29 protein-coding genes are annotated in these 26,290 nt (G+C 53.4%); 4 read left to right on the top strand and 25 right to left on the bottom strand.

What is annotated here, in order from left to right; all coding sequences use genetic code 11:
* Nucleotides 1-149, top strand: a 149-nt coding sequence (locus K9B37_RS20150) for a winged helix-turn-helix domain-containing protein (protein WP_224315331.1), incomplete at its 5' end; no start/stop codon positions are given.
* A 13-nt stretch (nt 150-162) separates the two neighbouring features.
* A complete protein-coding gene (locus K9B37_RS24980) occupies nt 163-903 on the top strand; it encodes an AprI/Inh family metalloprotease inhibitor (protein WP_369414371.1) in 741 nt (246 codons plus the stop codon).
* 26 nt (nt 904-929) lie between these two features.
* On the opposite strand, the gene K9B37_RS20140 is transcribed toward K9B37_RS24980, so the two are convergent.
* The 19 genes from K9B37_RS20140 to K9B37_RS20050 form a co-directional block, all read right to left on the bottom strand.
* Nucleotides 930-1,505, bottom strand: a complete 576-nt coding sequence (locus K9B37_RS20140) for a transglycosylase SLT domain-containing protein (RefSeq protein WP_439651765.1) — start codon at nt 1,503-1,505, stop codon at nt 930-932.
* Entirely contained in the window at nt 1,450-2,757 is a 1,308-nt protein-coding gene (gene fliK / locus K9B37_RS20135; protein ID WP_224315321.1) for a flagellar hook-length control protein FliK, read from the bottom strand. The genes K9B37_RS20140 and fliK overlap by 56 nt, the downstream gene beginning before the upstream one ends.
* Complete coding sequence (locus K9B37_RS20130; protein WP_224315320.1) at nt 2,754-3,950, bottom strand: MotC family chemotaxis protein; 1,197 nt, start codon at nt 3,948-3,950, stop codon at nt 2,754-2,756. Before K9B37_RS20130 ends, fliK begins: the two co-directional genes overlap by 4 nt.
* The gene (locus tag K9B37_RS20125) at nt 3,947-5,200 is read right to left on the bottom strand and encodes a MotB family protein (RefSeq protein WP_224315319.1); all 1,254 of its coding nucleotides are present in this window, start codon (nt 5,198-5,200) and stop codon (nt 3,947-3,949) included. Before K9B37_RS20125 ends, K9B37_RS20130 begins: the two co-directional genes overlap by 4 nt.
* A 2-nt stretch (nt 5,201-5,202) precedes the next feature.
* Nucleotides 5,203-5,826 (bottom strand): DUF2345 domain-containing protein, encoded by a 624-nt coding sequence (locus tag K9B37_RS20120; RefSeq protein WP_224315318.1) that lies wholly within the window; start codon nt 5,824-5,826, stop codon nt 5,203-5,205.
* Nucleotides 5,826-7,463, bottom strand: coding sequence for a flagellar basal-body MS-ring/collar protein FliF (gene fliF / locus K9B37_RS20115; RefSeq protein ID WP_224315317.1), 1,638 nt, complete (start codon nt 7,461-7,463; stop codon nt 5,826-5,828). Before fliF ends, K9B37_RS20120 begins: the two co-directional genes overlap by 1 nt.
* A 278-nt stretch (nt 7,464-7,741) precedes the next feature.
* The gene (gene fliP, locus K9B37_RS20110; protein WP_439651764.1) at nt 7,742-8,479 is read right to left on the bottom strand and encodes a flagellar type III secretion system pore protein FliP; all 738 of its coding nucleotides are present in this window, start codon (nt 8,477-8,479) and stop codon (nt 7,742-7,744) included.
* Nucleotides 8,480-8,574: 95 nt separating this feature from the next.
* On the bottom strand, nt 8,575-9,069 hold the full coding sequence (locus tag K9B37_RS20105) for a flagellar basal body-associated FliL family protein (RefSeq protein ID WP_224315316.1): 495 nt from the start codon (nt 9,067-9,069) through the stop codon (nt 8,575-8,577).
* 21 nt (nt 9,070-9,090) lie between these two features.
* Nucleotides 9,091-9,786, bottom strand: a complete 696-nt coding sequence (flgH, locus tag K9B37_RS20100) for a flagellar basal body L-ring protein FlgH (RefSeq protein ID WP_224315315.1) — start codon at nt 9,784-9,786, stop codon at nt 9,091-9,093.
* Complete coding sequence (locus tag K9B37_RS20095; RefSeq protein WP_224315314.1) at nt 9,783-10,244, bottom strand: MotE family protein; 462 nt, start codon at nt 10,242-10,244, stop codon at nt 9,783-9,785. Before K9B37_RS20095 ends, flgH begins: the two co-directional genes overlap by 4 nt.
* 157 nt (nt 10,245-10,401) lie before the next feature.
* Nucleotides 10,402-11,499: a flagellar basal body P-ring protein FlgI gene (gene flgI / locus K9B37_RS20090; RefSeq protein ID WP_224315313.1), complete on the bottom strand. Its 1,098-nt coding sequence runs from the start codon at nt 11,497-11,499 to the stop codon at nt 10,402-10,404.
* A complete protein-coding gene (gene flgA, locus K9B37_RS20085; RefSeq protein WP_439651768.1) occupies nt 11,499-11,918 on the bottom strand; it encodes a flagellar basal body P-ring formation chaperone FlgA in 420 nt (139 codons plus the stop codon). The genes flgI and flgA overlap by 1 nt, the downstream gene beginning before the upstream one ends.
* Before the next feature lie 70 nt (nt 11,919-11,988).
* Nucleotides 11,989-12,777, bottom strand: a complete 789-nt coding sequence (flgG, locus tag K9B37_RS20080) for a flagellar basal-body rod protein FlgG (protein ID WP_224315311.1) — start codon at nt 12,775-12,777, stop codon at nt 11,989-11,991.
* A 10-nt stretch (nt 12,778-12,787) separates the two neighbouring features.
* Nucleotides 12,788-13,126 (bottom strand): flagellar hook-basal body complex protein FliE, encoded by a 339-nt coding sequence (gene fliE, locus K9B37_RS20075; RefSeq protein WP_224315310.1) that lies wholly within the window; start codon nt 13,124-13,126, stop codon nt 12,788-12,790.
* Nucleotides 13,126-13,545, bottom strand: a complete 420-nt coding sequence (gene flgC / locus K9B37_RS20070; protein WP_224315309.1) for a flagellar basal body rod protein FlgC — start codon at nt 13,543-13,545, stop codon at nt 13,126-13,128. Before flgC ends, fliE begins: the two co-directional genes overlap by 1 nt.
* Complete coding sequence (gene flgB, locus K9B37_RS20065) at nt 13,542-13,928, bottom strand: flagellar basal body rod protein FlgB (RefSeq protein WP_224315308.1); 387 nt, start codon at nt 13,926-13,928, stop codon at nt 13,542-13,544. Before flgB ends, flgC begins: the two co-directional genes overlap by 4 nt.
* Before the next feature lie 455 nt (nt 13,929-14,383).
* Entirely contained in the window at nt 14,384-15,244 is an 861-nt protein-coding gene (locus tag K9B37_RS20060; protein WP_224315307.1) for a CheR family methyltransferase, read from the bottom strand.
* Entirely contained in the window at nt 15,241-16,344 is a 1,104-nt protein-coding gene (locus tag K9B37_RS20055) for a protein-glutamate methylesterase/protein-glutamine glutaminase (RefSeq protein WP_224315306.1), read from the bottom strand. The genes K9B37_RS20060 and K9B37_RS20055 overlap by 4 nt, the downstream gene beginning before the upstream one ends.
* Nucleotides 16,345-16,392: 48 nt before the next feature.
* On the bottom strand, nt 16,393-16,758 hold the full coding sequence (locus K9B37_RS20050; protein WP_224315305.1) for a response regulator: 366 nt from the start codon (nt 16,756-16,758) through the stop codon (nt 16,393-16,395).
* A gap of 346 nt (nt 16,759-17,104) precedes the next feature.
* Here K9B37_RS20050 and K9B37_RS20045 point away from each other — a divergent pair, with 346 nt between their 5' ends.
* Nucleotides 17,105-18,136, top strand: a complete 1,032-nt coding sequence (locus K9B37_RS20045) for an EAL domain-containing protein (RefSeq protein ID WP_224315304.1) — start codon at nt 17,105-17,107, stop codon at nt 18,134-18,136.
* Nucleotides 18,137-18,312: 176 nt separating this feature from the next.
* On the opposite strand, the gene K9B37_RS20040 is transcribed toward K9B37_RS20045, so the two are convergent.
* From K9B37_RS20040 to K9B37_RS20015, 6 genes are read right to left on the bottom strand one after another with little or no spacing between them, the layout of a single operon-like run.
* Nucleotides 18,313-19,236, bottom strand: coding sequence for a carbohydrate kinase family protein (locus K9B37_RS20040; protein WP_224315328.1), 924 nt, complete (start codon nt 19,234-19,236; stop codon nt 18,313-18,315).
* Nucleotides 19,233-20,327, bottom strand: a complete 1,095-nt coding sequence (locus K9B37_RS20035) for an ABC transporter ATP-binding protein (RefSeq protein WP_224315327.1) — start codon at nt 20,325-20,327, stop codon at nt 19,233-19,235. The genes K9B37_RS20040 and K9B37_RS20035 overlap by 4 nt, the downstream gene beginning before the upstream one ends.
* Nucleotides 20,327-21,844 carry an argininosuccinate lyase gene (argH, locus tag K9B37_RS20030; RefSeq protein WP_224315303.1) on the bottom strand — a complete coding sequence of 506 codons (1,518 nt, stop codon included), beginning with the start codon at nt 21,842-21,844 and terminating at the stop codon, nt 20,327-20,329. The genes K9B37_RS20035 and argH overlap by 1 nt, the downstream gene beginning before the upstream one ends.
* Nucleotides 21,845-21,846: 2 nt before the next feature.
* Entirely contained in the window at nt 21,847-22,704 is an 858-nt protein-coding gene (locus K9B37_RS20025; RefSeq protein WP_224315302.1) for a carbohydrate ABC transporter permease, read from the bottom strand.
* 2 nt (nt 22,705-22,706) lie between these two features.
* Nucleotides 22,707-23,627 carry a carbohydrate ABC transporter permease gene (locus K9B37_RS20020; protein WP_224315301.1) on the bottom strand — a complete coding sequence of 307 codons (921 nt, stop codon included), beginning with the start codon at nt 23,625-23,627 and terminating at the stop codon, nt 22,707-22,709.
* Nucleotides 23,628-23,634: 7 nt separating this feature from the next.
* The gene (locus K9B37_RS20015; RefSeq protein WP_224315300.1) at nt 23,635-24,885 is read right to left on the bottom strand and encodes a sugar ABC transporter substrate-binding protein; all 1,251 of its coding nucleotides are present in this window, start codon (nt 24,883-24,885) and stop codon (nt 23,635-23,637) included.
* 183 nt (nt 24,886-25,068) lie between these two features.
* Here K9B37_RS20015 and K9B37_RS20010 point away from each other — a divergent pair, with 183 nt between their 5' ends.
* On the top strand, nt 25,069-26,283 hold the full coding sequence (locus K9B37_RS20010; RefSeq protein WP_224315299.1) for an ROK family protein: 1,215 nt from the start codon (nt 25,069-25,071) through the stop codon (nt 26,281-26,283).
* Nucleotides 26,284-26,290 lie beyond the last annotated feature (7 nt).

Raw genomic sequence — 26,290 nt, 5'->3', positions numbered from 1 at the left:
TCAATGCCATCTACGGCATCTATTCCAACGATGTCGAGGAAAGCGTCATCGAGGGCCATGTCAGCAAGCTGCGCAAGAAGCTCCGCGCCAGCCTCGGACACGATCCCATCGAAGCCAAACGTTATATGGGATATACATTCGTCGGGTGACACAGAGATACGAATGCGAACTTCCTCTTGTGACATCTCAGGCTCTGGATCGGACTGTGCCGTGCATGAGATGTTGAGTGGTCTCCGATTGGCGAAGCCGCTCCTTCCTCTCCCTTTCTATTTTTTTTTGCTAACCGGCTGCATGGGATCCGGCGATCCTTATGCTTCGGGACCGTGGGGTCGAACACAGCGTCTCGATCCGAGCCTGTCGCTTTATTCGAGCCCATGGAATGCTCCGCTTCCGTTACCAATTGATACTCCCTCCCCCGTACCTGCGCCGGGCTCACAAAGCGCAGCAACGGCAGTGCCTATGGAACCGGTAGGGCCATGGGCTACCCGGCCCGTTGTGCCATCCTCAGACATCACCCTTGAGCCTGAGACCGTTCCACAACAATCTACCTTGAGCGATCAGAATACCGGCGTAGCGATACCACCGGTCAATCCACCCTCTCCTCCGCAGTCACGGGCAGCACAACGGACCGCGAGCGTTTCATCGCTCGCCGGTCGCTGGACGCTCAAGGAAGCAAATGGGGTGTGTCAGGTGCAACTCTCTACGTCTTCTACGCTTGATCTCTATAAAGCCTCGACGAGCAGCTGCAAAAATGCGGCCTTGCAAGAGATCAATACGTGGGCTCTCCGCGACGGCTCCGTCGAGCTTTACGCAAAAGGCCGCCTCGTGATGCGACTACAGGAAAACGGCTCGGACTATGTCGGTATGGTAGATCGGGGACAGGTCATCACGATGACGCGCTGAACTCCCAGATAGAGAGACATTTAGCCTCAATTTTCCTGACAGAAGGATCGCGCAGTCGGCGTCCACTGTCCGAAACCCGTCGCGACCATATTCGTCATAATGCGACAGACATACTGCTTCTGGGCTGGGTTATTGTTCGGTCCGGCGTGATAGCGGGCGATTGCCATTGTCCAGCTCCCCTCTCGAGTATGAAGCTGCTTCAGGTACTGTGCCGCATATTCCACGTTGTCCCGCGGATTCAGCATACTCTCCAGAGACTTAAAATTCTCCCGATGATAATAGTGATTGATCTGCATACAGCCGAGATCGATCAGTCTCGCACCGGTTCGGCGTGCGTCCTCAAATCTTTGTAATGCCTCGTCAGCACTCTGAGTAAATACAGCCCGCCCTTCTATATTCATGGCATATGGCTGGAGAGAGCCGCGATTGCCGGTCTCTGCAAGGCCAACTGCATAAAGCATTCCGAGTGGCACGCCATGCTTCGACGCCGCTCGCATCATTTCTCGCTCGCAGGCATTTGCGTTGGCCCGAGCTTCGGTTCCTGCATTAAAGATAAACGCTGCCAATGCCAGCCGCGCCAACAGGCTTTTCTTCAGCCCCATTCTTTTGCACCCTTTGCCCGAGATCGTCTCTATTCTCCGCAGGATGCCTAGCACGATCTTCCTGACCATTGCTCCCCTGCTGGAATCCATTGGAGTTGGACTGCGCTGCCCATTGGGACTTCTGCCCAGTTGAGTTGTCTTGCTGTGCTCCATCTGCGGCCGTCAGATGAACGGAAATAACATCTGGTCGATAGCCCGACGTTCGTAATAGACTTGATAGCTTCTCCATGTCCGTACGCAGGATATCGGCTGTTTCACCATTGCTGGTATGCAGCTCCATTTCCAGATTCTCACCGGATAGACGCATCTTGACAGTAACAACGCCAAGCTCCGCCGGATGGAGCTGAATATTCAGCACACGCAGTACGCCTTCCGAAGGCCTTAAAACGATGGAGGCTGATGCTTGGCTACGCGCAGCATTCTCGACTTGCTCATTCGCATCTCTTCCAGCACCGGAGACGATCGCATCCGCAATTCGCTGAAAAAGAGATGAATCGGCTGCACGATCTGTCGTTAGAAGTGAAGTCGGATCGCTCGAAGCACTCACGCCTTTATTGCTAACTGCTTCGGAAACGGAACGATTCAAAAGAGCTTGCTCCCTGGCATTCGCCAGTGATGCTGTGGGCTGCAAATTTTCGCCCCCTGGGCCTGCGAACGTTTCACCTGGCCCTAGAAGGGGCACGTCCCTTGGGAGAGAGTTTGGCACGACTGGCTTGAAATGGGCCTCTTGGTGCAGCACCGATGCCTTCATATGGGGTGCGTTAGAAGCGCGCTGCATGATATCGGAAGCGTCCGTATCATCTTTTCGGCGAATGAATTCTAGCAGAGGGTTCGCTGTTCCCGCCGACGCTTGCTGCTGCTTGGCAAGGGTCGGATTGAGATGAGACGGAGAAATGAAGTTTACCGAAAGGGAAAACGACGTATCTTGTTGCTGGACGGTCGTATCGGCGCTAACAAGTTCCTTCAGCAGATCATCAGGAGCGGTATCGGGATCATCCGGTGCCTCCGACGCTCTCGATCTCTCCGAATCGAGCTCTATATCCCCGAGTCTGGCGGGAGCAGCGACTTGCCTTCGCTGTTCATCACTACTATCGCGCTGCGACGCGATGGTCTTGAGAAGGGCGTCGAAGTCAGAGCCCGTCGGCTGAACATCAGTTCTCTCACCACCCAGACTTTGCCCACTGTCTCCTTTTAAAGACGTGCTGTCCACCCTCCGGGTGGCATTCTGAAGAATGAACTCGAGTTTGCTCATCGGCTTTCTTTCCGAACCAGCTGATCGATGGCCCCCAGAACCTCCTGGGCACGAGATATGATGGCCGTCGGCTTCTGCACAACATTGTCGGCTCTGATTTGCGCCTGATCCCGCGGCAGCGACGGTACGCCCCCTTCTGGAACACGACGAATGTAGGTTGCCATAGCGAGTGCCGAGTCCAGCAACTCAAGATCCGATGCAGGCAGAAGCGACCTATCAAGCTTCTTAAGCTCGGTCGCACCTTCATCGAACCCCTCAGAAGTAACGATGATCGCCGCCGCTCGATAAAGTTTTGAGCGTGCCGAACTACTGGCATCACCCATTGCAAGTTCATTCGCCTTGTCCGTAGCGAGGACTGCGGCCTGCGTCTGCCCCTGATTGATCGCAGCGCGCGCAACCATCAGATAGAGTTCGAGGCGGCCTGCAGGTTCCAGCTCATTGAGCGTCGCCACGAGACGTTTGAAATAATCCGGATCTTTTGTGACATCTAGGCGAGTCAACGCGGATGCGAAGCGCTGTCGGAAGTTGCCCGAATAAACAGAGTATCGGAAGCGCCGTAGATACTGCCGTGACAGAGCGTCGAATTTCTCGGTATCCTTGAGCTGCGCCACAACGAAGATCTCGCGACGTAAGGCAGCCTCCTCCACCAGCGTTCCGGGAAGTTGCAAACGAGCGAAATCAAGAAGTGATACTGATTTTTCTGGACCGTCTCTCAGAGTGAGAGCCGCTTGCACAAGTGCGATCTGGCCGGAGAGCGTCGCAGGAAGTGTACGCACGTCAACATCGGCTAAGATCTTCTGAGCATCCTCCTCACGGCCCTCAACATACGCCAGCGCACCCTGCGCCAATAGCCCCTCGGACTTCGGAAGGTCGCTTAGTGATAAAATTTTCTTGAGAATGCCAGGTTTTCCGCCACTCAACACATAGATGATGGCAGCACGAATGCTCTTTGGAGCTTGCCACACGGCAGGCTCCATCGCCAAGAGACGCTCATCGATATGATCCAATAGAACTCTCTGGGCAACATGCGCATTCGTGGAGCCCGCTGCAATCTGATCTTGCAGGGCTTGGAGAGTCCGCACGAGTTCAACCGGTTGCGCGTCGATCTCTGCGGACTCGGCGTTCGCTTTGGCCACGCATAAAGTCGGCCACACTAGTACAATTAGAACAAAAAATCGCAGAGGGCCGCTCACGGCGACGCCTCCTGCAAAAGAATCTCTATTCTGCGATTCTCCGCCGCGTTGGGATCTGACTGCTTCTTCAAGTCTCGATCAGCACGCCCTTCAATGCTTGCAATGCGGGAATCCTTGATTCCACCGCGAATAAGCATATACGCGGCCATATGCGCACGGGCCGTCGATAAGCGCCAGTTGTCATAGTTGTCGGAGCGGAATGGTCTTCCGTCGGTATGTCCTCGAATGATGATTTTTCCCGATCGCTCGCCGATGATCTTTGCGATCTTGTCCATAGCGCGAACGACTTTAGGCTGGGGTTCTGCAGAACCAATCGCAAACATGCTGAAATTCAGATCATCTGTCACGCTGATGAGGAGGCCCTCACCCGTGCGATTCACTTCCACTCGTGGCGATGGACCGGAAGCCCTGTCCGGTTGCACCGCCTTCGCAATCTCGGCTCTCAAATCGGCATCCGCAGATTCTGCGTTTGACTTCGGAGTATTTGAAAGTGCTGGTGCTGCTTTAGATGGCTGAGCACCTCCCGGCACCGGATACTCTTTAACAGTTGCCGGCCCCGCCGCTGACACATCATTCTTTTCCGGCGCTGAGAGATCCGTCAGGGCCTTAGAAGAAGGAGCTAAAGCATCGATGATACCCTCGCGCGGCGCCGGCATCGTCGTGCCCGGATTCCCGGGTATCTTGGTCCTCGGCTTCTCTAGAGGTGCGACCTGCCAGTACAAGGGATCAAACGGATCGCGATAGGCCTCGCCGCCGCTTGTCCCAGGATCTCCAGCCTCCCCGAGAGGAACGTCGATGCCTGATGCTACTCGTTGCTGCTCAGTGTCGTTCTCCATCGCCAACTTCGCCAACACGGCATATGGATCCTGAAACAGGGCACCCTCGTTAAGTTTCGACTTGTTGGCATCCGGCTGAGTTTGTGTTGCACGCCCGCCTTTGCCCTCTGTACTGGCCTTGTTGGAGGTGCTGTTCGGACTTCCTTCCTTGGTTTGCTGCGAATCATTTTTTGGATCATTCAACCCTTTGCGGTCAGTGGTGCTTTCCGCAAGTTTCAATGGGTTGAAATAGTTTGAAATTGTCGAGCGTGTTTCATTGTCCGTAACACTGATGAGCCACATGACCAGGAAGAACGCCATCATTGCAGTCATGAAGTCTGCATGAGCAATCTTCCAGACACCGCCCTTGTGATGCTCCTCTTCCGCCTCATAGCGGCGAACGACAATGATTTCCTGCTTATCTGGATCGGGCATTGTTAGTTCGATTTCACCGCGTCGACCACCCGGTCAATCCACATCTTCAGCTGTGTTTCAATAGTTGTTTCGTCTGCGACAACTCGAATTTCTGACTCTTGAAGAGACACGTAATGAACATCACGGTCATTGAGCGCGATCCGCTTTTGCAAAGCCTGAATGAGATCCTCGGAGCCGGCAATCGTCATCTTGATCCCTCCGTTGTTGGAGAACAACACCCTCAAAGTCTGCACCAGCTCGTCTAGCACCTGTTCTCGGATAGCCACATCAAGGAATGGGAGCAGGATACGCGCGATCCTCTCATTCAACTCTCTATTCAGATCCGACAAGCCTTCGGCGATACCAGCTGAAAGTTTGTTGGCTTCGTCGCTTGCCCATTTGTTACGCTCTAACCGAAGTTTTTCTTCGGCAGAAGCTCTCTCTGTGGCAAGAGCAACTTCTAGCCTGCGCTCCCATGCCAGCCGCTCCTCCTCACGGACACGTGCTTCGGCGTTCCGAATAAGATCCGCCGTTTTGAACTCTTCTTCGTGCGGAGCAACTATTGACTCCACAGGCCGTGACGGAGCCTTATTGGACCCTTTGTCCAGGCGAAATTCCATAAGATAGTCAGCGATACCATTGGACATCACGCTGCCTCTTGAATCAACCACTGCCTCAGAATCGCCGCAGCATGCTCCTCGTCATATTCAATGAGCTGTTCAAGCTTCTTTTGCGGAGAACGGCTCATTTTTCCGGTAAGATCTTCAATAAGGTTCGGAACTGTTTCACCAGACTCAATTTGCGAACTTGCCTCCGCATGAGCCGCGACCAAACTCTCAATGCTTGGTGTCTCGCTCGAGATGATCTTCTCTGCTTCGGAGCGTGCGAGAATAGCGGTGACAGCCGGGCGGAGGCCAAACCAGATCAGCAGTGTCGTTACGATGAGGATCGTCGCCGCGTTAATGATGTTCCCGAATTGCCGCATTAGAACTTCGACCAAGCCAAGAGGCGGCGTCGGCTCCATCATTCGACCGTCGTCGACAAACCCAACGGCGGCCACCTTAATCTGGTCGCCGCGAGCCTTGTCGAAGCCAGCAGCAGATGAGACCAGTTGTTCGATCTCGGCTATCTTGGTATCAAGGCTAACTTGACTCGCAGTATCACTACCGGACAACGAGGAGAGGCGACTCCGATTGACAAGCACGGCAACCGAAAGATTCTTAATAGCATATCCATCGCTCACGGTTTGGATTGTCTTCGAGGAAATTTCATAGTTCGTCAGCTCTTCACGACGCTGATTATCCTCGCTCGACGAGTCTCCGCTATCTGCACGAACTCGCTCCTCTGGCAAGTTCTGCTGGACCGTTGTTGGCTTCTGGTTCGCGCGGTTCTGTGAGACCTCCGTCTCTTTGATCGTTCGAACAGAACGCTCGACCTTTGATTCTGGATTGTAGATTGTCTCGTTAGTACTCGTCTTGTCGGTGTTGAGGCGCGCTGCGACACTAACCTCGAAGTTCCCAAGACCAAGATAGGGCGACAATGTCCGACGGATATTGTCCTGTATCTCACGGCTGACATTCTTCTCAAGGCTGGCCATTCGCCCTGTCGATGCGTTTGCGCCGTCGTCCCCGGACATGAGTAGCATACCATCGGTATTAAGTACCGTAACTTTGTCCGCTTTCATGCCGGGAATGGCAGAGGCAACAAGGTGTCGAATGGCCTGAGCGGAACTCATATCGTCAGCAGGCTCTGTGCGAACAACGACCGATGCAGAGGCTGGCTGCTGCTCGCGACGAAAAGAACCTCTATCCGGCAGCACGATATGAACGCGCGCGGCCTTTACACCCTTCATGGTTTGAATCGTGCGAGCTATTTCACCCTCAAGAGCTCTGACGCGCGTAACCTCCTGCATGAAGGATGTCAGGCCCAGAGACCCCAAGTCGTTGAACAGTTCATATCCTGACTTTGAGCTTTGCGGCAGCCCTTTTTCTGCCAGCAACATACGTGCCTGCGCTGTGTTGCCATATCGGACCATGACCGCGGTGCCATCGGCACTCACGTCGAACGGAATTCCGGCGTCTTTCAGAGCCGCTCCGATTCGACTGACGTCCTCTCTTTCAAGGCCGACATAGAGGGCTTCTTGTGCTGGCCGACTTAGGTAATAGGCGCCAATGCCCACGCCTAGAAAGACCACAAGTCCAATAAGCCCCAAGGCCGCGAGGCGGCGAGCGCCGAGCTCAAGGATATTAGCCCATAGTTTTTCGGCATGCTGACGACCGGTCATTCAGAAGCTCAGTAGGTAATCGTTTGATGTCTGCAGGAACTTCGCCGTTCAATCTTGTGCGGAGATTGCGCCGTAGCGACGAACGGCTCGCCAAACCATATCGGCGACGCTGCACACGGTCAGAATGCCTATGCCACTTGTACGATGCCTCGATGGACACGCGCAACGACATGCAGCTCAGCCGAATCAGCAGCGTAGTTGAACCGTTCTCACTGGGCCTCCTATCGGCGGCCCTTGTACTGCGCCCCATCGGTCTCAGGAGCGCTCACGTAAGTGAACTAGAAGTACGACCTGACAAGGCCGCTGATCAGAATGTTCCATCCATCAATGAGAAGGAAAAAAAGTATTTTGAAAGGTAACGATATGACGGTTGGAGGCATCATCATCATGCCCATCGACATGACCAGCGTTGCGACGATCATATCAATGACAAGGAAAGGAAGAGCGATAAGAAATCCGATTTCAAACCCACGCCTCAGCTCGGAAATCATGAAAGCAGGAATAATGATACGTAGATCGATTTTGGCGTTTTCTTCCGCCTTCGGGAAACTGGACGCTGCCATATCGCTAAATGTCTGAAGATCCTTCGGCCGAACATGAGATAACATAAAATCCCTAAATGGCTCGGCAACGCGTGCGAAAGCTTCGGCCTCGGATATCTTGTTCTCCGTAAGCGGACGAATGCCATCGTTCCACGCACGGTCGAAGGTCGGCGCCATGACATAGAATGTCATGAACAAGGAGAGGCTAATAAGGAACAGATTGGCAGGTGTGCTCTGAAGTCCCAGGCCAGAGCGAAGGAACGAGAGCGCCACGACAAACCTCGTGAAGCTCGTAACCATGATCAAAAGCCCAGGCGCAAGGGATAGAACAGTAAGGAGCGCAATGATCTGGATGATTCTGCCACTCGCTGCACCATCTCCCGCTGGAAGAAGCGACTCAAGCCCCGGCACCTGGGCACTTGCGGCCGACGCGAAGGAAATGAAGAGCATTGCCAGGGGAAATCGAGAATACATCGGTGACGCTCTTGTGCCGCTAAGAACTAGGAAAGCTCGAGAAAAATCGAAAGTAATGGCGACGCGAAAAATTGTCGCTATGAGGAGCGTCGGTTCTATTGAACGACAAGAGACTCAACGACAATTTCGCGAACCAGACCTTTTGAACGCAAAGCAACTCGCTCATTGAGATCCTCACGCAAATGCTGGAGCCCACTTGCCCCTTGGATTTGGGTGACTGATAAGGTCCTCAGATAGGCGAGGATATCCTGCCGAATCTCTGCGACCACTACGTCCGGATTCTGAAGAGCGCCATTTGTGAAGATGATCGACGATTCGAGCCTAATCCAGATGTCGTCGCCATTCGCAAGATTAGTAACGACGGATGGAAGAGCTCTCAACGCGAGGTCGCCCGTATACACAGGCGCAGGAGTTTTTTTGATATCCTCCCCCTTCTTCTTCTCGTCAACGGCCTTTTCTACTGTGGAGACCAGATAAAGACCGAAGAGTCCTCCTGTACTCATTGCGAGAATCGAGAGGATCGCTAACGTAACGAACCATCCTCCCCGCCCCTCGGGAGCGGAAAAGCCCAGCCGCTTCTTGCGCGCCATGATGCCTCCTCCTGGGTTCTGTTAGAATGGCGTCACTGCATCGTACAGTTGTTGCCCCCAGGCAGGCTGCTGAACATCTGTGATTCGCCCTCGTCCCCCATATGAGATCCGGGCTTCGGCGATTTTTTCATAGCTGATCGTATTCTTCCGGGAAACATCGTTAGGCCTAACAATGCCTGCAATGTTCAGTACGCGGACCTCGAAATTGACCCGTACCTCCTGCGAACCGCTGATGATCAGATTGCCGTTTGGAAGCACCTCAGTCACGACTGCAGCAACCGAAAGACGCAGCTTCTCTGATCGATCGATCGAACCTTGGCCGTCGCTTGAGGAACCGGAACGGATATCGCCATCGGCAGAATAGCTACCTCCACGCCCATTGAAGTCGTACTTCCCGCCAAAACCGAGGTTGATTTTGGAGTTGCGTGAGCGATCGGTCGCGTTGTCGAACTGCGCCTTGTCGTCAATCTGGATATTGATTGTGATGACATCGCCGACCTTTTTTGCGCGCGGGTCCTGAAACAAATCCACGCTGTTCTGTGTCCACAACGAGTAGTGAGACGTTCTCACGGCAGAAGGAAATACGGTCGGAACAGGCTCCCTTGCAACCGTTAATCCGTATCCTACAGGCGTCATAGACGGCTCACGTCCGAGTTCACTCGAAGCGCAAGCACATAGCGACAGCATCACGGCAGATAGCGAAACGTACTTTATCATGACTTGTCGCCTTCCTGGTTTCGCCTTGCTGCATCAGTGAGCACGTTTGTCAATTGAGCTGCACGTGCTGGTTCCATTTCATTGAGCACGGCGCTGGCATTGCGTGGATTCAGTTTAGCAAGAATAGATGCCGCGGCTTCATCCTGCATGTTAGAAAGTTGAAGCGCGGCGGCATCCGGACGCATGCGGGAATAGATCGCCACCACGGTCTCGTCAGCCTTTGCAAGGAACTCGTTCCGTTTGCGAAGCCACTCTTCGTACTCCACACGCTTCTGCTCCAGGATCTTAATGCGCCCTTCTATTTCTCTTTCGAGATTGGACAGAGTTTCCTTCTGCCATGCAAATCTCGCATCTGCGGCGGCGTCAGCAATGTTTGAACAATACTGATTCGACTTCGGATCGCTCGTATTGGACGTTGGTCTCTGCGCCGGCGCAGCAGATTGCACAGTCTGCGACATCGATTTGTCCTGGGCGACAGCCGTACTGATCAACCCGGGCGCCGCATACAATAGAGAAAACGGCAATGTGAAACGAATTAGTGATTTCGTATTCATGGTTCGCGAACTTGCCTGATACATCGCTACAGCCGGATATAGCTCCGAATTTCATTATACATTACTGAACGACCAGATCCGCCTGGAGTGCTCCCGACGTCTTCACCGCTTGTAAGATAGCTATGATATCTGTCGGCTTGAGACCTATTTGATTCAGACCTTTAACAAGGGTTTGAAGATCGGAGCCGCCAATCACGGCTAAATGCCCATCCTGTTCGTTGGCCGTGATCTGAGTGCGTGGTACAACAGCCGTTCGACCGTTTGAGAATGGCTCGGGTTGCGAGACGAGCGGTGTTTCCGTCACGCGGACGGTGAGATTTCCATGCGTCATGGCGACCGTTGAGATCTGGACATTCTTGCCGATCACGACCGTTCCTGTACGCTGATCGACGACAACTCGCGCAGGGGTATCTGGCTGGACGCGAAGATCGCCAAGTTCGGCAATAAAGCGCGTCGTTCCAATATCTCGAGGACGATTAAGGACAACGGTTCGATAATCGCGTGGAGTCGCCACCCGTTTGCCATAGCGACTCAAGGCATAAGCATTAATAGCGTCGGTAATCAAAGTAGCGGTTTTATAGTCTGGATTCTTCAGCTCTAGGACGATGGAGGCTAGCTCTCGCATCGCACCCGGAACTTCCCTTTCGATCAGAGCCCCATTCGGAATACGCCCAGCCGTCGCCACACCTTGCGTCAAACTCTCAGCCTGACCCGTTGCATTGAAACCTGACACCGCAACCGGGCCCTGCGCAACGGCATAGACCTGACCGTCACCACCCATAAGCGACGTCAGCATAAGGGTTCCACCTTTGAGGGACGTTGCATCTCCAAGCGAGGTAACGGTGACGTCTATTCGCGACCCCCCCCCGATAAATGGGGGTAGATCCGCCGTAACAGTGACGGCCGCTACATTCCTAGTCCGGAGGGGGATATCCCTTACGTTGACTCCCATGCGGTCAAGCATCGACTGAAGTGACTGCTCGGTGAACTGGGAATTTCGTAGTGTGTCGCCGGTGCCCTGAAGGCCCATAACGAGGCCATAGCCGACGAGTTGATTGTCACGGACGCCCTGGACCGATGCGATGTCCTTGATCCGCGTGGATGCCTGGACACCGGTCGCGAAGATTAATGAGAATATCAGAACCGCGAGACGCTTCATCAGTGGTTACCGATCCGAATGGTTCCGTCCGCCTGTACGGTGCCGAAAATGATCCTGCCGGTGTCGACATTCCGCACCCGAATTTGCTCACCGAGGCTGCCCGATTGTAAAGGCGATCCCATCGTCGAGATTGTTAGTCCTTCCTCTTGAAAGATAACCTGCGTTGTCACGCCACGAGTCACCAAACGAGCGTCGTCAACTGCGTTTGTCGGAATCGCCTCTCCAGGCAAAAGCGTGCGACGAGCTACCTTGCCGATGAGCTGCACAGGAGACTCGATTACTGCGGACCGAGCACGAAACATCGACGGGAAGCTGCGGTCTTTCAGCATGGTTTCCCGGATAGTGTCGCCCGGATAGATCGTTATGGTTGGAACGGGAAGAACCAAATCCTCCGCAAAGGCACTTGAGATGCTGCCCATGAGAAGCGCGGTGGCAAGGAGCCTTTTTATTGTCTTTATCATGAGCCGTGCCCGTTCAGCTTCAAATCTGTTAGCGGATCCCCTTCGAGACTGTTCCAGCCATCTCGTCAGCAGCCTGAATGACTTTTGAATTCATCTCGTACGCACGCTGTGCGGAAATGAGATTCGTAATTTCCTTAACAGGATCGACGTTGGAGCTCTCAAGATAACCTTGATGTACGCTCCCGAAGCTTTCTTCATTTGGAAACCCCGCAACGGCGATACCGGACGCTGGCGTTTCCCGATAGTAGTTGTTTCCGATCGGTTCCAGACCGGTGTCATTTGCAAAGTTTGCGAGCTCTATGCGGCCTAGTTCGATCGGATTCACGCTGCCTGAAACTTTCGCAAAAACGCGACCATCCTGATTGATCGAGATGTCAATCGTGTTCTGCGGTACTGGATTCAGTCCCGGTAGAGCGTAGCCCTCGAGAGTGACAATAGTGCCGTTGTCACTCTTATTGAACGAACCCGCGCGCGTATAGATGCGCTCGCCATTCGGCCCATCCACTTGAAACCAGCCGCGTCCATTGAGCGCGACATCAAGCTGGTTAGTCGTGTTCGCCAGTGGACCCTGACGGTGCAAGTTACGAATGGCAGCAGTTCTCACACCGAGCCCAAGCATCGCGCCCTCGGGGAGTGGAGTATTTCCACCCTGGCTTGGGATCCCTTGCAGACGCTCTGTCTGATAGAGGAGGTCAGTGAACTCCGCGCGAGCGCCTTTGAATGCTGTCGTGTTCACGTTCGAAATATTATTTGCAATGACTTCGACATTCAACTGCTGTGCATTCATGCCAGTAGCTGCTATTGCGAGCGCTCTCATCGTCAACCTCTTAAATCGCCATACGCGAGATTTCTTGATATGCGGCGACAACCTTGTCCCGTATCGCGATTGCCGTCTGCAATGCTTGTTCGGCCGACATTACAGCCTCGACGACTTGTTGAACTGAGGCTTTACCCTGAACCCCAGCGATCGCCGCCGACTCGCCTGCGCGAAGAGTTTGAGCGGCGTTCGCGGCAACCTGAACCATTATGTCGCCAAAATCGACATGCTGGGACACTGTTGGGCCAGGAGCGATCTTTTGCGCTGCAATCGATCGTGCAGAGGACGTAATGTTCGCTTGATCGATGGAGGAAGCGAGCGACGACAGAGAAGAAACTGCATCAAGCATCAGGTGGCCCTCAGGAGATCGATAAGACCAGAGATCATCGAGCGTGTTTGCTTCATCATTTGAAGATTGGCCTCGTATGAGCGGTTTGCCTCGCGCATGTCCGCCATCTCAATGAGCATGTTCACATTCGGAAGCTTGACATAGCCATTCTCGTCAGCCGCTGGGTTTCCCGGCGCATACTCCACCTGGAAGGGCGCTCTATCCACGCCGATTTCCTTGACCTTCACCGAGGCAGCACCAAGGGCTCGATCGAGTTCCGTTCTGAACGTGACGGTCTTACGCGCGTAGGGGTCGGCCCCCGCGGTCTTGCCGGTCGATTGAGCATTCGCAATATTTTCAGACACCACGCGAAGGCGCATTGATTGCGCCTCAAGCCCCGCACCGGCCAGCTTTGATGAAGCTTGAAGAGGATCAATCATTGCCCTGATTTCGTGCTCGCTAGCATCATCCGATGAAAGGCCTTGACAATGCTATTGTTGAGGGAAGATTCCCGGCTGATCTCGTTGGCCTTGACCATCTCTTGTTCTACGCTGACGGTGTTCCCGGAGTGTACGGTCTCCCAGCTATCGGACTTCTTCACTTTGGCCGGTCGTGTATAGGAGGTTTCGAAGCCAAGATGAGCTTGATTGGTTGCCGCCATGGTGAGCTGCGTCTGGTCAAAAACCTTCGAGAACGGCTCAACGTCCTTGGCTTTGAAGCCGGGGGTATTTGCGTTCGCTATGTTGCTCGAGATGGTCGCCTGGCGAACTGCGAGCCATTGAGCCTGCCGCGAAGCTACATCGAATAGATAAAGATCCCCCACGAAGACCTCCGATATGGATATCTGGAGGACGTGGGTACGCCAGCAATCTTGCCTGAAGCTGACGCTCACTGAATAAGTAACGTGATGCCGACTCTCATCACCACGGCCTGCCAATCTAGACGGTGACAAGCGTGGGAATCATATAGAACGAATGGGGATCTTAGCATTGAAGCCAGACTTGATTTGTCCAGCCAATGCCCACGAACCACGATTCACCTCAAGGCGGCCAGCATGAATTGCGCCAAAGCATCTTTAAAGTACTTATACTAAATACAAATTCAATTTTGATGCCAGATAGTTTTTCATTCGATCACACTCGAGGCATAGAGCTTTATACTCAAATAATAGAACCGTCATGGTTCAATAATATGACACAATTGCACATGGCAGCAGAGCAATCCAGCTTTCCGGGTCGGATAAATTTCAGCTATATTAAGGTCCTGAGGTGAAAATACTCACCTCGATGTTGCCCGCTGCAATGATAACGGGCGCGTTTCGACAGCCTGGAAGACTTTGCTATACAAGCCTCGGTGAGCAGGATCAGGAGTGAAAGCGTCCGACAGGCCAAGAACCGTTTCAGCTGCACCAAGTATTAAAGAACCATCCGCTGCGAGAGAATTTGCAATCCTTGCTAGAACATTGCTTTTCGTCGCCGCATCAAAATAAATTAGCACGTTTCGACAATAAATTATGTCAAAAATTCCCAAGGCAGTGAAGTCCTTTATCAAGTTTAGACCCTGGAAACTTACTCGCGACCGAATTTTTTGCGAGATCTGCCATTGGTCACCCACCTGAGTAAAGTGCTTTAGAAGCAATTGGATTGGCAGGCCGCGCTGTACTTCAAATTGATTGTAGAGACCAGCTTTCGCCTTGTTCAAGACATCTGTCGAGATGTCAGTTGCCACGATGTCAATCTTCCACCCCGCCGTGCGCTCGACTGCGTCCTCCAATAGCATAGCAAGAGAATACGGTTCCTGGCCTGTGGAGGCTGCAGCGCACCATATCCTAAGTTGCCGCGTTGTCGTGCGCGCCGTCAGATAGCGCGGCAGCAGTACGTCGCGAAATAGATCGAATGGCCCCTTGTCGCGAAAGAAGAACGTCTCGTTGGTTGTCATCGCATCAACAACCGCGCTCTCCAGAGCGAGGCTTCGGCTGATCCGAATGCTGCGGATCAGTTCAGCAAGATCGGCGATCTGGAAGTTTCGGCATACTGGCGCGAGGCGACTCTCGACGAGATATCGCTTCTCGGGTGGCAAGGCCAGCCCCGAGCGGGCCTTCAGGAAACCACGGAGAAACTCAAACTCGGATTCATTCATGAGGAGGACCCAATAATATAGTTCTTCAGTGCAGGCCCAATCGCCTCAAGAGGAAGAACATCTTGGGCAAGTCCAGCCTTAACGATGCTGCCGGGCATTCCCCAAACAATGCTTGTGCTTTCATCCTGCGCCAGAATAGTTGCACCGGCCTGAGCAAGAAGGCGGGCGCCTTGAGTTCCGTCCGACCCCATCCCAGTCAGAACCACCGCAAGAACCGCACTGCCGAATGCAGCTGCGGCATCACGGAAAAGAACGTCCACCGCAGGGCGGCAAAAATTGACGGGCGCGCCGTCATCTAGACGAATGGCAGGATATCCTCGATCCACCGAGAGGCCCATGTGACGACCGCCAGGAGCGATGAAGACCGTTCCGGGCCTTAGCAATTCACCGTGCGAGGGTTCGCAGGCAGTCACGCCTGTCTGTGCGCGTAAATGTTCTGCAAAGACACTCGTGAACATAGCCGGCATATGCTGAACAATCAGAACGGGCAGCCGTCTTATGGTGGGCCCGAGGCCCAGCAAAACTCGTTCTACGGCCCTCGGGCCGCCTGTCGAGGCCCCAATCAAGAGACATTCCGGACGCGAGCCAATGGACTTCCGTGTTTCTGCCGAGCGCCAAGATCTCGCGGGGGCGGCATCAGATGAAAGATGCCTTCTCCGCGAAGAAAGAGCTTTCAGCTTTTCGACAAGATCGCGACGGAATTCATCGACGGCAGCAACCTGTCGTTGACCTTCAGGCTTTGCAAGATAGTCGACCGCGCCTAAGGAAAGGCACTTTAGAGAAATCTGCGCATTTCGTTGTGTCAACGTCGAAACGACGATAATTTTAACTTGCGGACGACGCCTTAATAATAGAGGGAGCGCATCTACGCCATCCATTTCCGGCATATCGAGATCGAGAAGAACAATATCCGGCTCATGTCGATCAAGCGCTTCAAGTGCAAGCCTACCATTCGAGGCCGTTGCAACGATATCGAATTCACCAGCTTCGGTGAGCCAACGAGCAACGAGACCACGTATCACTGCACTGTCATCCACGATCATGACACGAATGCGAGGGCGCCCAGTGGTATTCATTTGAGATGCGGGCAAAGTCGTCATCGGCTGCGGCCTGGCATATGAAATAGCTTTCCTTACTTCGCATCCAATCTATGCAAGGCCGACTTCCTGAAGTTTTGCTGCCACGATGTCCTTATCAAAGGGTTTCATAATGTATTCATCCGCACCCGCCTGTAGTGCTCGTGTAATGTGCCCAATATCGTTCTCTGTGGTACAGAAAAGGATCTTCGGCTTGTCACCACCCGGCATCCGACGAAGACGCGTCAAGAACTCATAGCCGTCCATGACAGGCATGTTCCAATCAAGAAGCACGACATCTGGCATTTCACTCTGACAGATGGAGAGAGCGGCCTCGCCGTTCTCTGCCTCCTTGATGCTAAATGCCATCTCCTCCAGAATGCGGCGTGCAACCTTTCGGATAACAGCGGAGTCATCGACGATCAGGCAATGTTTCACGGATTAAACTTCTCTAATATGGGAATGGCGCGGCGTTCCCTAAGGGCTTCGACAAAATGCCCCTTCGAGAGGGCTGCCTAAACGTAAGTTGATAAAGTCTAGTCATCTATAAAGAGTTAACCTTGTCGTCACGCGTACAAATTCAAGAACTGCGAATCAAACTACAGAAAGTAACTAAAACACCGCTTTGAGCGACCTGGCGACTGCTGACCCTTGCGACCTTGCATGGCATCGAGAGCAACCCGCGCAAGTGGCCCATGGAGACAGACGCAGACCCACCATAACTTCGTTAATCCTATTTCGGGTTTGTTCCTTAGGCAGCCTCAGCGCAGATCGCAGAATCCTTGTGATCAAAGATATTTGTCTTAAGGTGAGCTTTGAGCGTCACCGGCCTATTCAAAGTGCGAGTGACAAGAAGCCTAAGGTGTCGCTTTTGCAGTCCGTCCCTCCCACTGAGAACGCCCATATCGGCATCGGTTCATGCGGCCCCCTTGAAGAGCAGCGTGCTCAGATGCTTCGGTTGGCTATGGATGCTCTTGAGGAGCATCGGATCGAGCCATTCTACCAACCTAAAGTATGCTTAACGTCGGGCCGGATTTCTGGCTTCGAGGCACTTCTCCGCTGGAAGGACAAGCACGGGCAAATCAGGTTCCCGGCGGACATTGATGCTGCATTTGGTCATCCCGACCTCGCCGTCACTATTGGCCAGCATATGCGGCGTCTCGTCTTCGCCAACGTGCATGATTGGCTGAGCAACGGCATTCATATCGGGCGTGTCGCAATTAACGTTGCGACAGCCGAGCTTCAAAATGAAGGCTTTGCCGTACAGTTCTTAAATTGTCTGCGGGATGCGGGCGTCTCTCCTACCAATCTTGAGCTAGAAGTGACGGAGACGGTATTTCTCGGGCGAGGCGCTGAATACGTAGAACGCGCCTTACATCGCCTGAGTTCTGCAGGTGTCGCCATCGCACTCGACGATTTCGGGACCGGATATGCATCATTATCACATCTCAATAATTTTCCGGTTGATAGCATCAAGATCGACCGATCGTTCGTCCAGAACTTAAGCGAGGCTCCTCAGACCGCCATGATTCTTCAAGCGATGCTCCGACTTGGACGCAATCTCGGAATTGCAACGGTGGCTGAAGGCATCGAGACAGAAAGCCAAGCAGCTTATCTCCGCACCCATGGTTGCGATCAGGGACAGGGATATCTCTTTAGCGCAGCTCTTCCGGCACATGAGATCGCCCGTCTTTGCAAGGATTGGCAATCTAAAAATGTGCTTAATCAACTTGGCGCTCAGTCCCGCGCCGAGCTATGGGCCTCGATTGGCGCAATTCTCAATTTACAACCAGTTTCGGCTACTGGAGCAATTTGAGCAGGTCGATTGAGTTATATTCACCCACATGCTTTTTTACCGGTAGTCCTGCTTGTCATGTCGCAGAAGTGGATTCCAATACCTCCAATTCATCGCTCCAGGGGATAGATCTTTTTCCAGATCCGATGCTCTTCTTCCGGATAAACCCGATTTACATGGCATTTAAGGCGCATTGGTCAGAAGACACTATAATCCACGCTCTGCAGAGCATCCCTTGGCCTTGCTGCTCCTCCCGCATACTGCACAGACAAGCTCCCGACCTCAATTGCGGCTACCAGACTCGATTGATCATCCCTACCCTCAAGCCAACAGTGCAGAAAGCCCGCGTTGAATGCATCCCCCGCGCCCGTCGTGTCGACGACAGGAACACGCGGCGCCGCGAGGCTTATGCGATCACCTCCGCGAGCAAGAACGCCACCCTCAGCCCCAATCTTGAGGACAATTAGAGGGAAATGTCCTGACAGATATGACAATATAGTTTCGAGATTCTCCGAACGCGCCAGCGCTCTTCCTTCCTCCAAATTCGGAAGAAAGACATCGACACCATGGCACTTTTGTAAGAAGTCGGAACCATAAATGAGTGTTTCATCCCAGCTCGGGTCAAGAGAGACCGTAAGACCACGCTCCTTTGCCTGCTGGATAATTCCGGGGTTTTCGAGCAAGGTCGCGTACTCGGCCACATGAACATGCCGAACACCAGGTGCCATCAAGGCTTCCGGAAGGCTCGCCGGGCGCCCGTGTCCAGCACGATGAGACAGAAAGGCTCTGTCCCCTTCGAGTGCGATTGCGACGGTCATCTGCGGACCAGCATCCGAGGCACGTTCCACAAACTCAAGTCCAATGCCACTTGAGTCCAGAGCCTCCTCCAGCGCAACCGACACGGGATCTGTACCTACACGCGTCACGAGTTGCACGCAGCGTCCGAGGCTCGCCAGATGCGTTGCCGTTATGAATGCTCCTCCACCGGGAACAACCGTCAAGTTCGTAGCAAACAGCTCACGCCCAAGCGCCGGAAGACCCTCAAGACCTGTAAAAATCAAATCGCAATAGGTCCTCCCAAGACACAACACGCTACTTTCGACAGCGGGCTTCCCACTCATACTCTGCATAACGCACGTTCTGTTTCAGCATCGAACAGATAAAGGCTTCCAGTGAGTGCGTGGACGCCAACGAGGTCATCGACCTTGGGAATCGCTCTACCTGGAGCACTAGCAATGATAGGAATCCCAGCGACATCGATATGGACGAGCGTCTCGGACCCCAAAGGTTCGACGATACTAACTCTACCTGTCAACGTTAGGCCTTGACCATCGTGGCGGCCAACAACCAAATCGTGCGGCCGCACTCCAATGAACGCCTGAGAGCCTGTCACCTCATCCCGAGGGAACCTTCCGAGAGTGAGACTCGCACCCAGCTCCGGCAGTTCTGCTCGGACGCCGTCTGCATCTGCCGTCAAGCGTGCTGGAAGCAGATTCATTGCCGGACTGCCAATGAAACGTGCGGTGAAGATATCTGCCGGATTCTCGTACAAATCCATAGGTGTTCCGACCTGAAGAATGCGACCATCACGCATGACAACGATCCGATCGGCCATCGTCATGGCTTCAACCTGATCGTGTGTTACGAACACAATTGTCTTTCCCAGCCTCTGATGGAGCTTTTTGATCTCGATCCGCATCTGAGCCCGCAGTTGCGCATCCAGGTTAGATAATGGTTCATCAAAAAGAAATGCAGTAGGGTCACGGACCATTGCACGTCCGATTGCAACCCGTTGTCGCTGTCCACCGGAGAGCTGCGACGGACGCCGGTCCAGTAGCGCGTCAAGTCCAAGGACACGCGCCGCTTCGGAAATACGTGCTCTCTTTTCACGTTCCGGCAACGTGGACTTGTAGAGTCCAAAGCCAATATTTTGGGCTACACTCATATGTGGATAGATGGCATAATTCTGAAAGACCATAGCGATGTTCCGGTCCTTCGGCTCTGCTTCATTTACGACTCGATCACCGATCTTGATAGTCCCGGCCGATATATCCTCAAGCCCGGCAATCATTCGCAGTGTTGTCGATTTTCCGCAACCAGATGGCCCGACCAGAACCACAAATTCTCCGTCACGGATATGCAAATCAATACCGTGAACGACGGTTGCCTTACCGTATTGCTTTACTAGACCTTCAAGAGCAATGGTCGCCATCATGCATCTCCAAGAAGGAACTGAAATTGCCTGTCGAGTTCCGCGGCTGCGGCTATCTCGCGCGCAATGTTCCCGCACAGGGTCTCGGAGGCAGCTTCAAGCTGTGCTCGATAACCCTTCAATGCCTCCCGCAGAGGCTGCAATGCCGGACCGCCGAAACGACTACGAACTTCGACGAAGTGCTCTGGAGAAACAATCCTCGAGAACTCCGCCTCTTGAATTGAGGATGTCCTGCCTACCGAGTGGACGAAAGCTTCTCTAAATATCGAATAGCCATCTTCGGTGATGTCTCCTGAGGACACGACAACGGCTTTTGCCACAATAGCGGCAATTTCATGCGCCTCCCTGAAGGACAAACCTTCTCTGCGAACAAGACTATCAGCCAGCTCGGTCACCGTGATACAGCTGCGCCGAATGTTCTCCCTCACGTGCGTCTCGTTAATTCGGATTCCTTCAATCAAAGCGTTCAGCAGGTCCAGGGTACGACCCGCAGCACGAAAAGTTTCATAGCCGACTTCTTGAGTCTCGCCCTCACTGTCGTTCATGTCAGTGAACGGGGTATTATGCATGACATCAAGCATGATTCGGGCGCGAGCAAAGGTCTGAGATGAAAGATGCCGCAAATGTTCGATAGGGACCGGATTACGCTTCTGCGGCATGATGGATGAAATCTGCACGAATGCGTTCGGAACGTAGATCTGACCGACTTCGAAACTAGTCCAGAACTGCAGATCTTGAATCACACGCCCGAGATGGAGAAACATTAACTCAATCGCGCTATAGGTTGCAGTAATATAGTCGACAGCTGCAATGCAACTGTAGGAATTTTGGAGCGGTCTCGAGAAGCCGAGCAGTGATGCCATGCGCTCTCGATCAATCGGGAAGCCTGACGTCGTAATTGCTGCAGCGCCCATTGGTGACTGGTCGACAACGTCGCGGGCTTGGCAAAGGCGCTCAATATCACGAAATAGGACCTCGATGACAGCACCGAGATAATGCCCAAAGGTCGTCGGTTGCGCTGGTTGACCATGCGTATAGGCGACAATGATCGTTTGCTTTTCGCGATCTGCGACGTCGATCAACGTTCCGACCAAGTTGACGGCCTTGCCTAGCAGTTTATCGATGCGTTCTTTCAGACCCAGTTTGAACAGAGTGTGATCGATGTCGTTGCGGGATCTAGCCGTATGGAGTCTGCCCGCGAGATCCGGACCAAGCCTATTTTTTAGCTCTCTTTCAATGAGAAAGAAAAAATCCTCAACGTCGCCGGTGTATTGAAGCTTGGATACATCGATCTCAGTATCGATGGTCTCGAGCGCTCTCGCGATAGCGACGCCTTGCGTTCGATCGAGAATGCCCGTCTCAACCAACATAACCAGATGAGCCCGGTCGATGCGACGAAAGCCTTGGAGGTGATGGGCCTTGGCTCCTTCAAAGAGGGGACGAAGGACTGTTTCTCGATAGACGGAATTCGGAAACGTGCTGGTGTCCTCACGATGAGGATCCTTAGGACGAGGCATGATCAACCCTTGAGACCGGCAAGCATTACACCGCGGACGATGTATCTTTGGAGGAGAAGGAAGACAATCAAAGTAGGGATCGTTGCGAGACTCGCCCCCGTCATAATCATCTCCCACTGGATAGCTTGCTCTACAGCAAAGCTCGATAGACCAATCGGAAGTGTATAAAGCTCGCGGCTATTCGTAACGATCAATGGCCAGAAGAAAGCCGTCCAATTACCTAGGAAGGTGAAGATCGCAAGCGCAGACAGGGCTGGAGTTACCAACGGCATCGCCACGCGCCACCAGATAGTGAACTCATTTAGTCCGTCTACACGAGCTGCTTCCAAAAATTCGTCGGGCACCGTCTCGAAGAACTGCTTCATGAGGAATGTGCCAAAGGCCGTCATCATTCCTGGGAACATAATTCCCCAGTAAGAGTCGATCCAACCGAAGCTGCTGGCCATCAAATACCAGGGGATGACCAGCATCTCAGTAGGAATCATAAGAGTAGATAGAATCGCTAAGAACACGAGGTAACGCCCTCGAAACTGAAATTTCGCCAAGGTATAGCCGACCAGGGAGTCGAAGAAGACGTTAGAAAGAGTCACACAAACGGCGACGATCACGGAGTTCAGAAACCAACGAAGAAACCGCCCGTCGGAGAGCACGACTTTGTAATTGTCCAACGACGGCGCCTCCGGAATGAGACGGAGATCGTAGACCTGTGAAGCATCTTTCAAGGACGTCGATAGCATGAAGAGAATTGGCGTCACCATTACAACGCCGCCGAGAAATAGCAGCGTCCATGTAAAGATGCGGCCAGGATGGATCGGGAAGGCCTGATGCCTGGCTTTTAAAGAGCGATCGTTCGGCGACATGGTCAATGGTCCTTGAGCAAGCGCAACTGGATAAGCGATACGACCAGAAGCACGAGGAAAAGGACGACCGTCTGCGCAGCGGCGTATCCCATCTCCATCGATTTAAACGCAGTCTGATAGATCATTAGGACAATAGGTTTCGTCGTATTCAGTGGCCCGCCAGGATCGTTGAACGTCATGTTGTAAACTTGATCGAAGATCCGCAGGAAGCCGATAGATGAGAAGACCACGAGAAATACAATCGTCGGCTTGAGAAGGGGGATCGTAATCTTCCTTAAGATAGCCAACTCAGACAGACCATCAATTCGTGCTGCCTCGTAGTAGGACAATGGAATGGCTCGCAGCCCTGCCATAAAGATGATCACCTGGAATCCCAGTCCAGCCCAGATTGCTGGCGCCAAGATCGCTGGCAGAGCCTGTACGGTCGACCGCAGAAAGGGCTGCTGCGACAACCCTAACCAAGTAAGAACTCCATTGAGTACGCCAATGGGTAGAGGCTGATAGAACCACCGCCAAACCCAGGCCATCGCAGCGGCAGTCGTAAGGAAAGGTAAGAAGTAGAGAGCTCGGATGAATCCGTGCATGAAATTCACACGGTCAAGGTAGTAGGCGATCACGAAAGAGAGAACCAAGCTGACCGGAGTTCCAATCAGGAGATAAACTGCCGAGTTGCGGAAGACCTGCCAGAAGAGAGGATCGTTGGCGAGACGAATATAGTTGTCGAACCCGACAAACGAAGCCGGCCTCAACAAATTCCAGTCAGTGAAGGATAGGGTAAAGGCTTCAAGCGTGGGCCAGAATCGAATGATGCTATAGAAAGCAATGGGCACCGCCAGGAAGGACCACGCCCAAAGCACCCTCTTCTGGCGAAGGCTTAAGTTACCTCGGATCAGTCCATATCGCGCTGACAGTGCCGTTGTCATTTCGATCTCACTTTGCAGCGCGGTCGATGATGGCCTGTTCCGCCTTAGCGGCTTCAGCAAGCGCCTCCTTTGGATCTTGATTCTGGATCAGCACACGATTGACCATGTCGATAGCGGTCTGACGCTGCGCTGCCTCGTCAACAAAAAGAGTCGTATGTGCGTATTCAAGCCCCTTCAAGAATGGCCCATAAATGGGATCCGCCAAGTTAGCCGACGTGAGAGCGGCTGAACGCCGAGCTGGAAGCTCACCAACAACCTTCATCCAGATATCCATCGCCTCGGGTGAGCTGACATAAGCAAGAAACTTCTTCGCCGCCTCAAGCTTCTCGCCTGTCACCTTGCTGGTGATCGCGTTTGCAAAGTAACTGGCATAGTTGCTCCTCACGCCGTTCATAGCGGGGAGCTCTGTCACGCCCCATTCAAAGGCTTTGATGGATGAAAATGCACCGAGCCTGAACGTACCATCGATCGTCATTGCCGCAAGACCACCTTTAAAGGCAGCCTGGGCCTCATCCATGAAGCCGACCTGTCCAACCTTGAGCTTCTTTTGAAGGTCTACATAGAACTGAAGCGCCTTGAGACCAGCCTCGCTGTTATATACGACTTTTCGATCATTATCTGTATAGGGGACACCGCCATTTTGGCGGATGAGGACCTCGCGCCACCATTGATGATCCTGGCCCGCCATGTCCATGGCAAAGCCTTCCGAAAGCATATTGCCGGATGAATCATGCTTTGCCACTTTCTCAGCAGCCGCAATGAATTCTTCGATCGTCTGAGGTGGCTTATTGGGATCCAGACCCGCAGTTTGGAAAAGCTTCTTATTGTAGAATAGCGCCAAGGAGCGCACTGCGGTCGGGAGACCGTAATACTCCCCATTGCGCTTCATAGCCGCAATGATCGGAAAGAATTCCGCCTCAATCTTATCTTGGGCGAACGCATCTTTCGGTAGAGGCTGGATCAGCTTTCCGCTCACAAAGCCATCGAGCCATCCATAGAAGAGCTGGACGACGTCCGGTCCTTGCCCTGCCGTGATCGCTGACGCAACCTTCGTTTGGTATTCAGCGTAAGGGAACGTCGTATGCTTCACCTTGATGTCGGGATTGGCTGCCTGAAACTTCTGGATCAGCTGATCCATTGCCTTGACGCGAGTGTCAAAGACATACTGCCAGTACTCGATCTCAACCGCACTTGCGGCATTTGCGGTGATGAAGCTGAAACCAAAAGCAAGACCGGCGATGATTTTTCGCAAGCGCATAGACAACCCTCCTTAGATAGCCAGCCATGTTGGTAAGAGGATTGGCTGGCGAACGTCCCCGCTTTTTAGGGCGCAACTATCCCGCCCACTTGTCAGGCTTGCTTGACAGTCGATTGATGTCAATAAAATAATTCACTTGAGTTATTCGTTCGGAAGGGCCATCGTTGGCCCAGAATGCCTAAGATGTCACGCCAAAAGCCCTTGCCGTCACCGAAATTTGCGATCGGCAACAATCCTGAGCGCAGCCGCACTCATAACCGGCGCGTCGTTCTCGACGTGATACGCCAAAACGGCCCCCTGGGACGAACAGCGATTGCCCGCCTTGCTCATTTGAGTTCTCAAGCGGTCTCCAACATCGTCAGCGAATTGCTCGATGAGGGCCTTCTTCTAGAATGCGGGCGGTTGCGTTCGGGACGTGGGCAACCACCGGTGCAGGTCATGGTAAACCCGGAGGGGGGCATGACAATTGGCATTGAGATTGCGGCAGATCACATGGTTACCGTGCTGGTGGATCTGACTGGCCGCATCCGCGCTAATCAAAGTATTGCATTGAGGGATGCGGATCCGGAGCATATCGTTCCTCTTCTCAAGACCGAGATCTCACGAATCTGCTCAGGCATTCCCGATGCCAGCGAGCGGCTGCTAGGCGTCGGAGTGGTGATGCCGGGGCCCTTCGAAATCGATGGCATGAGCTCTGTTGGCCCTACAACACTACCTGGATGGTCTGGTCAAGACGCGCCAGCTTTGCTCACAGCGGCTCTTGGAATACCGACACTCGTCGAGAATGATGCAACAGCCGCCGCCGTTGGCGAGCGCCTACATGGGGCTGCGAAAAATCTAAAGAATTATTGCTTGATTTATTTTGGTGCCGGACTTGGCCTCGGCATCGTTTCAGATGGGCATCCATTTCGGGGAGCCTTCGGTAACGCAGGCGAAATTGGTCATTTCGTTATATCTCCTGGGGGACGTGCCTGTGCTTGTGGCAACCGAGGTTGTTTAGAACGCTATGCGTCGCTGCATAGCCTCAAAGAACGGCTGCGTGCCGCAGGGCTTACCTACGACATCCCGGCCGACTTTGAGACACTCGTGAAAGCGCGTCACCCTATCCTGCAGGATTGGATCACGGAAACGGCAAGTCATCTCATTCCTATCATCGGCATGCTAGAGAATCTGCTCGATCCGGAGAGCATCGTCATCGGCGGCGCGTTACCAGACGCAATTCTCACTGATTTGATCAAGGCACTAGTGCCTCTTCCTCGATCTGTCGCAAGTCGCCGGCATCGTATGGTTCCACGCATCCTTCCAGGCACAGGCGGTCTCTTGACCGCAGCGCTGGGAGCGGCGGCCCTGCCGCTTCTGGAAACGATGACGCCTAAGCTCGATACGGCCCCGGCCTAGTGCCGAG

Source organism: Microvirga puerhi, assembly GCF_020089865.1.
Lineage (GTDB): Bacteria > Pseudomonadota > Alphaproteobacteria > Rhizobiales > Beijerinckiaceae > Microvirga > Microvirga puerhi.
Note: the sequence above shows the minus strand (reverse complement) of the source record. Positions and strands in the feature narration are given on the sequence as shown.

Bases quoted from the DNA above. Each gene is read 5' to 3' on its own strand.
- K9B37_RS20010 (WP_224315299.1), top strand. From the start codon at position 25,069: ATGTCACGCCAAAAGCCCTTGCCGTCACCGAAATTTGCGATCGGCAAC.
- K9B37_RS20025 (WP_224315302.1), bottom strand. From the start codon at position 22,704: ATGTCGCCGAACGATCGCTCTTTAAAAGCCAGGCATCAGGCCTTCCCG.
- K9B37_RS20120 (WP_224315318.1), bottom strand. From the start codon at position 5,826: ATGTCCAATGGTATCGCTGACTATCTTATGGAATTTCGCCTGGACAAA.
- K9B37_RS20020 (WP_224315301.1), bottom strand. From the start codon at position 23,627: ATGACAACGGCACTGTCAGCGCGATATGGACTGATCCGAGGTAACTTA.
- argH (WP_224315303.1), bottom strand. From the start codon at position 21,844: ATGCCTCGTCCTAAGGATCCTCATCGTGAGGACACCAGCACGTTTCCG.
- K9B37_RS20015 (WP_224315300.1), bottom strand. From the start codon at position 24,885: ATGCGCTTGCGAAAAATCATCGCCGGTCTTGCTTTTGGTTTCAGCTTC.
- flgG (WP_224315311.1), bottom strand. From the start codon at position 12,777: ATGAGAGCGCTCGCAATAGCAGCTACTGGCATGAATGCACAGCAGTTG.
- K9B37_RS24980 (WP_369414371.1), top strand. From the start codon at position 163: ATGCGAACTTCCTCTTGTGACATCTCAGGCTCTGGATCGGACTGTGCC.
- K9B37_RS20140 (WP_439651765.1), bottom strand. From the start codon at position 1,505: ATGGGGCTGAAGAAAAGCCTGTTGGCGCGGCTGGCATTGGCAGCGTTT.
- K9B37_RS20035 (WP_224315327.1), bottom strand. From the start codon at position 20,327: ATGGCGACCATTGCTCTTGAAGGTCTAGTAAAGCAATACGGTAAGGCA.
- fliE (WP_224315310.1), bottom strand. From the start codon at position 13,126: ATGCTTGATGCAGTTTCTTCTCTGTCGTCGCTCGCTTCCTCCATCGAT.
- fliF (WP_224315317.1), bottom strand. From the start codon at position 7,463: ATGACCGGTCGTCAGCATGCCGAAAAACTATGGGCTAATATCCTTGAG.
- K9B37_RS20040 (WP_224315328.1), bottom strand. From the start codon at position 19,236: ATGAGTGGGAAGCCCGCTGTCGAAAGTAGCGTGTTGTGTCTTGGGAGG.
- K9B37_RS20105 (WP_224315316.1), bottom strand. From the start codon at position 9,069: ATGGCGCGCAAGAAGCGGCTGGGCTTTTCCGCTCCCGAGGGGCGGGGA.
- K9B37_RS20095 (WP_224315314.1), bottom strand. From the start codon at position 10,244: ATGTCGCAGACTGTGCAATCTGCTGCGCCGGCGCAGAGACCAACGTCC.
- K9B37_RS20060 (WP_224315307.1), bottom strand. From the start codon at position 15,244: ATGAATGAATCCGAGTTTGAGTTTCTCCGTGGTTTCCTGAAGGCCCGC.
- fliK (WP_224315321.1), bottom strand. From the start codon at position 2,757: ATGAGCAAACTCGAGTTCATTCTTCAGAATGCCACCCGGAGGGTGGAC.
- flgI (WP_224315313.1), bottom strand. From the start codon at position 11,499: ATGAAGCGTCTCGCGGTTCTGATATTCTCATTAATCTTCGCGACCGGT.
- flgH (WP_224315315.1), bottom strand. From the start codon at position 9,786: ATGATAAAGTACGTTTCGCTATCTGCCGTGATGCTGTCGCTATGTGCT.
- K9B37_RS20055 (WP_224315306.1), bottom strand. From the start codon at position 16,344: ATGACGACTTTGCCCGCATCTCAAATGAATACCACTGGGCGCCCTCGC.
- fliP (WP_439651764.1), bottom strand. From the start codon at position 8,479: ATGTATTCTCGATTTCCCCTGGCAATGCTCTTCATTTCCTTCGCGTCG.
- flgC (WP_224315309.1), bottom strand. From the start codon at position 13,545: ATGATTGATCCTCTTCAAGCTTCATCAAAGCTGGCCGGTGCGGGGCTT.
- K9B37_RS20125 (WP_224315319.1), bottom strand. From the start codon at position 5,200: ATGCCCGATCCAGATAAGCAGGAAATCATTGTCGTTCGCCGCTATGAG.
- flgA (WP_439651768.1), bottom strand. From the start codon at position 11,918: ATGGGCAGCATCTCAAGTGCCTTTGCGGAGGATTTGGTTCTTCCCGTT.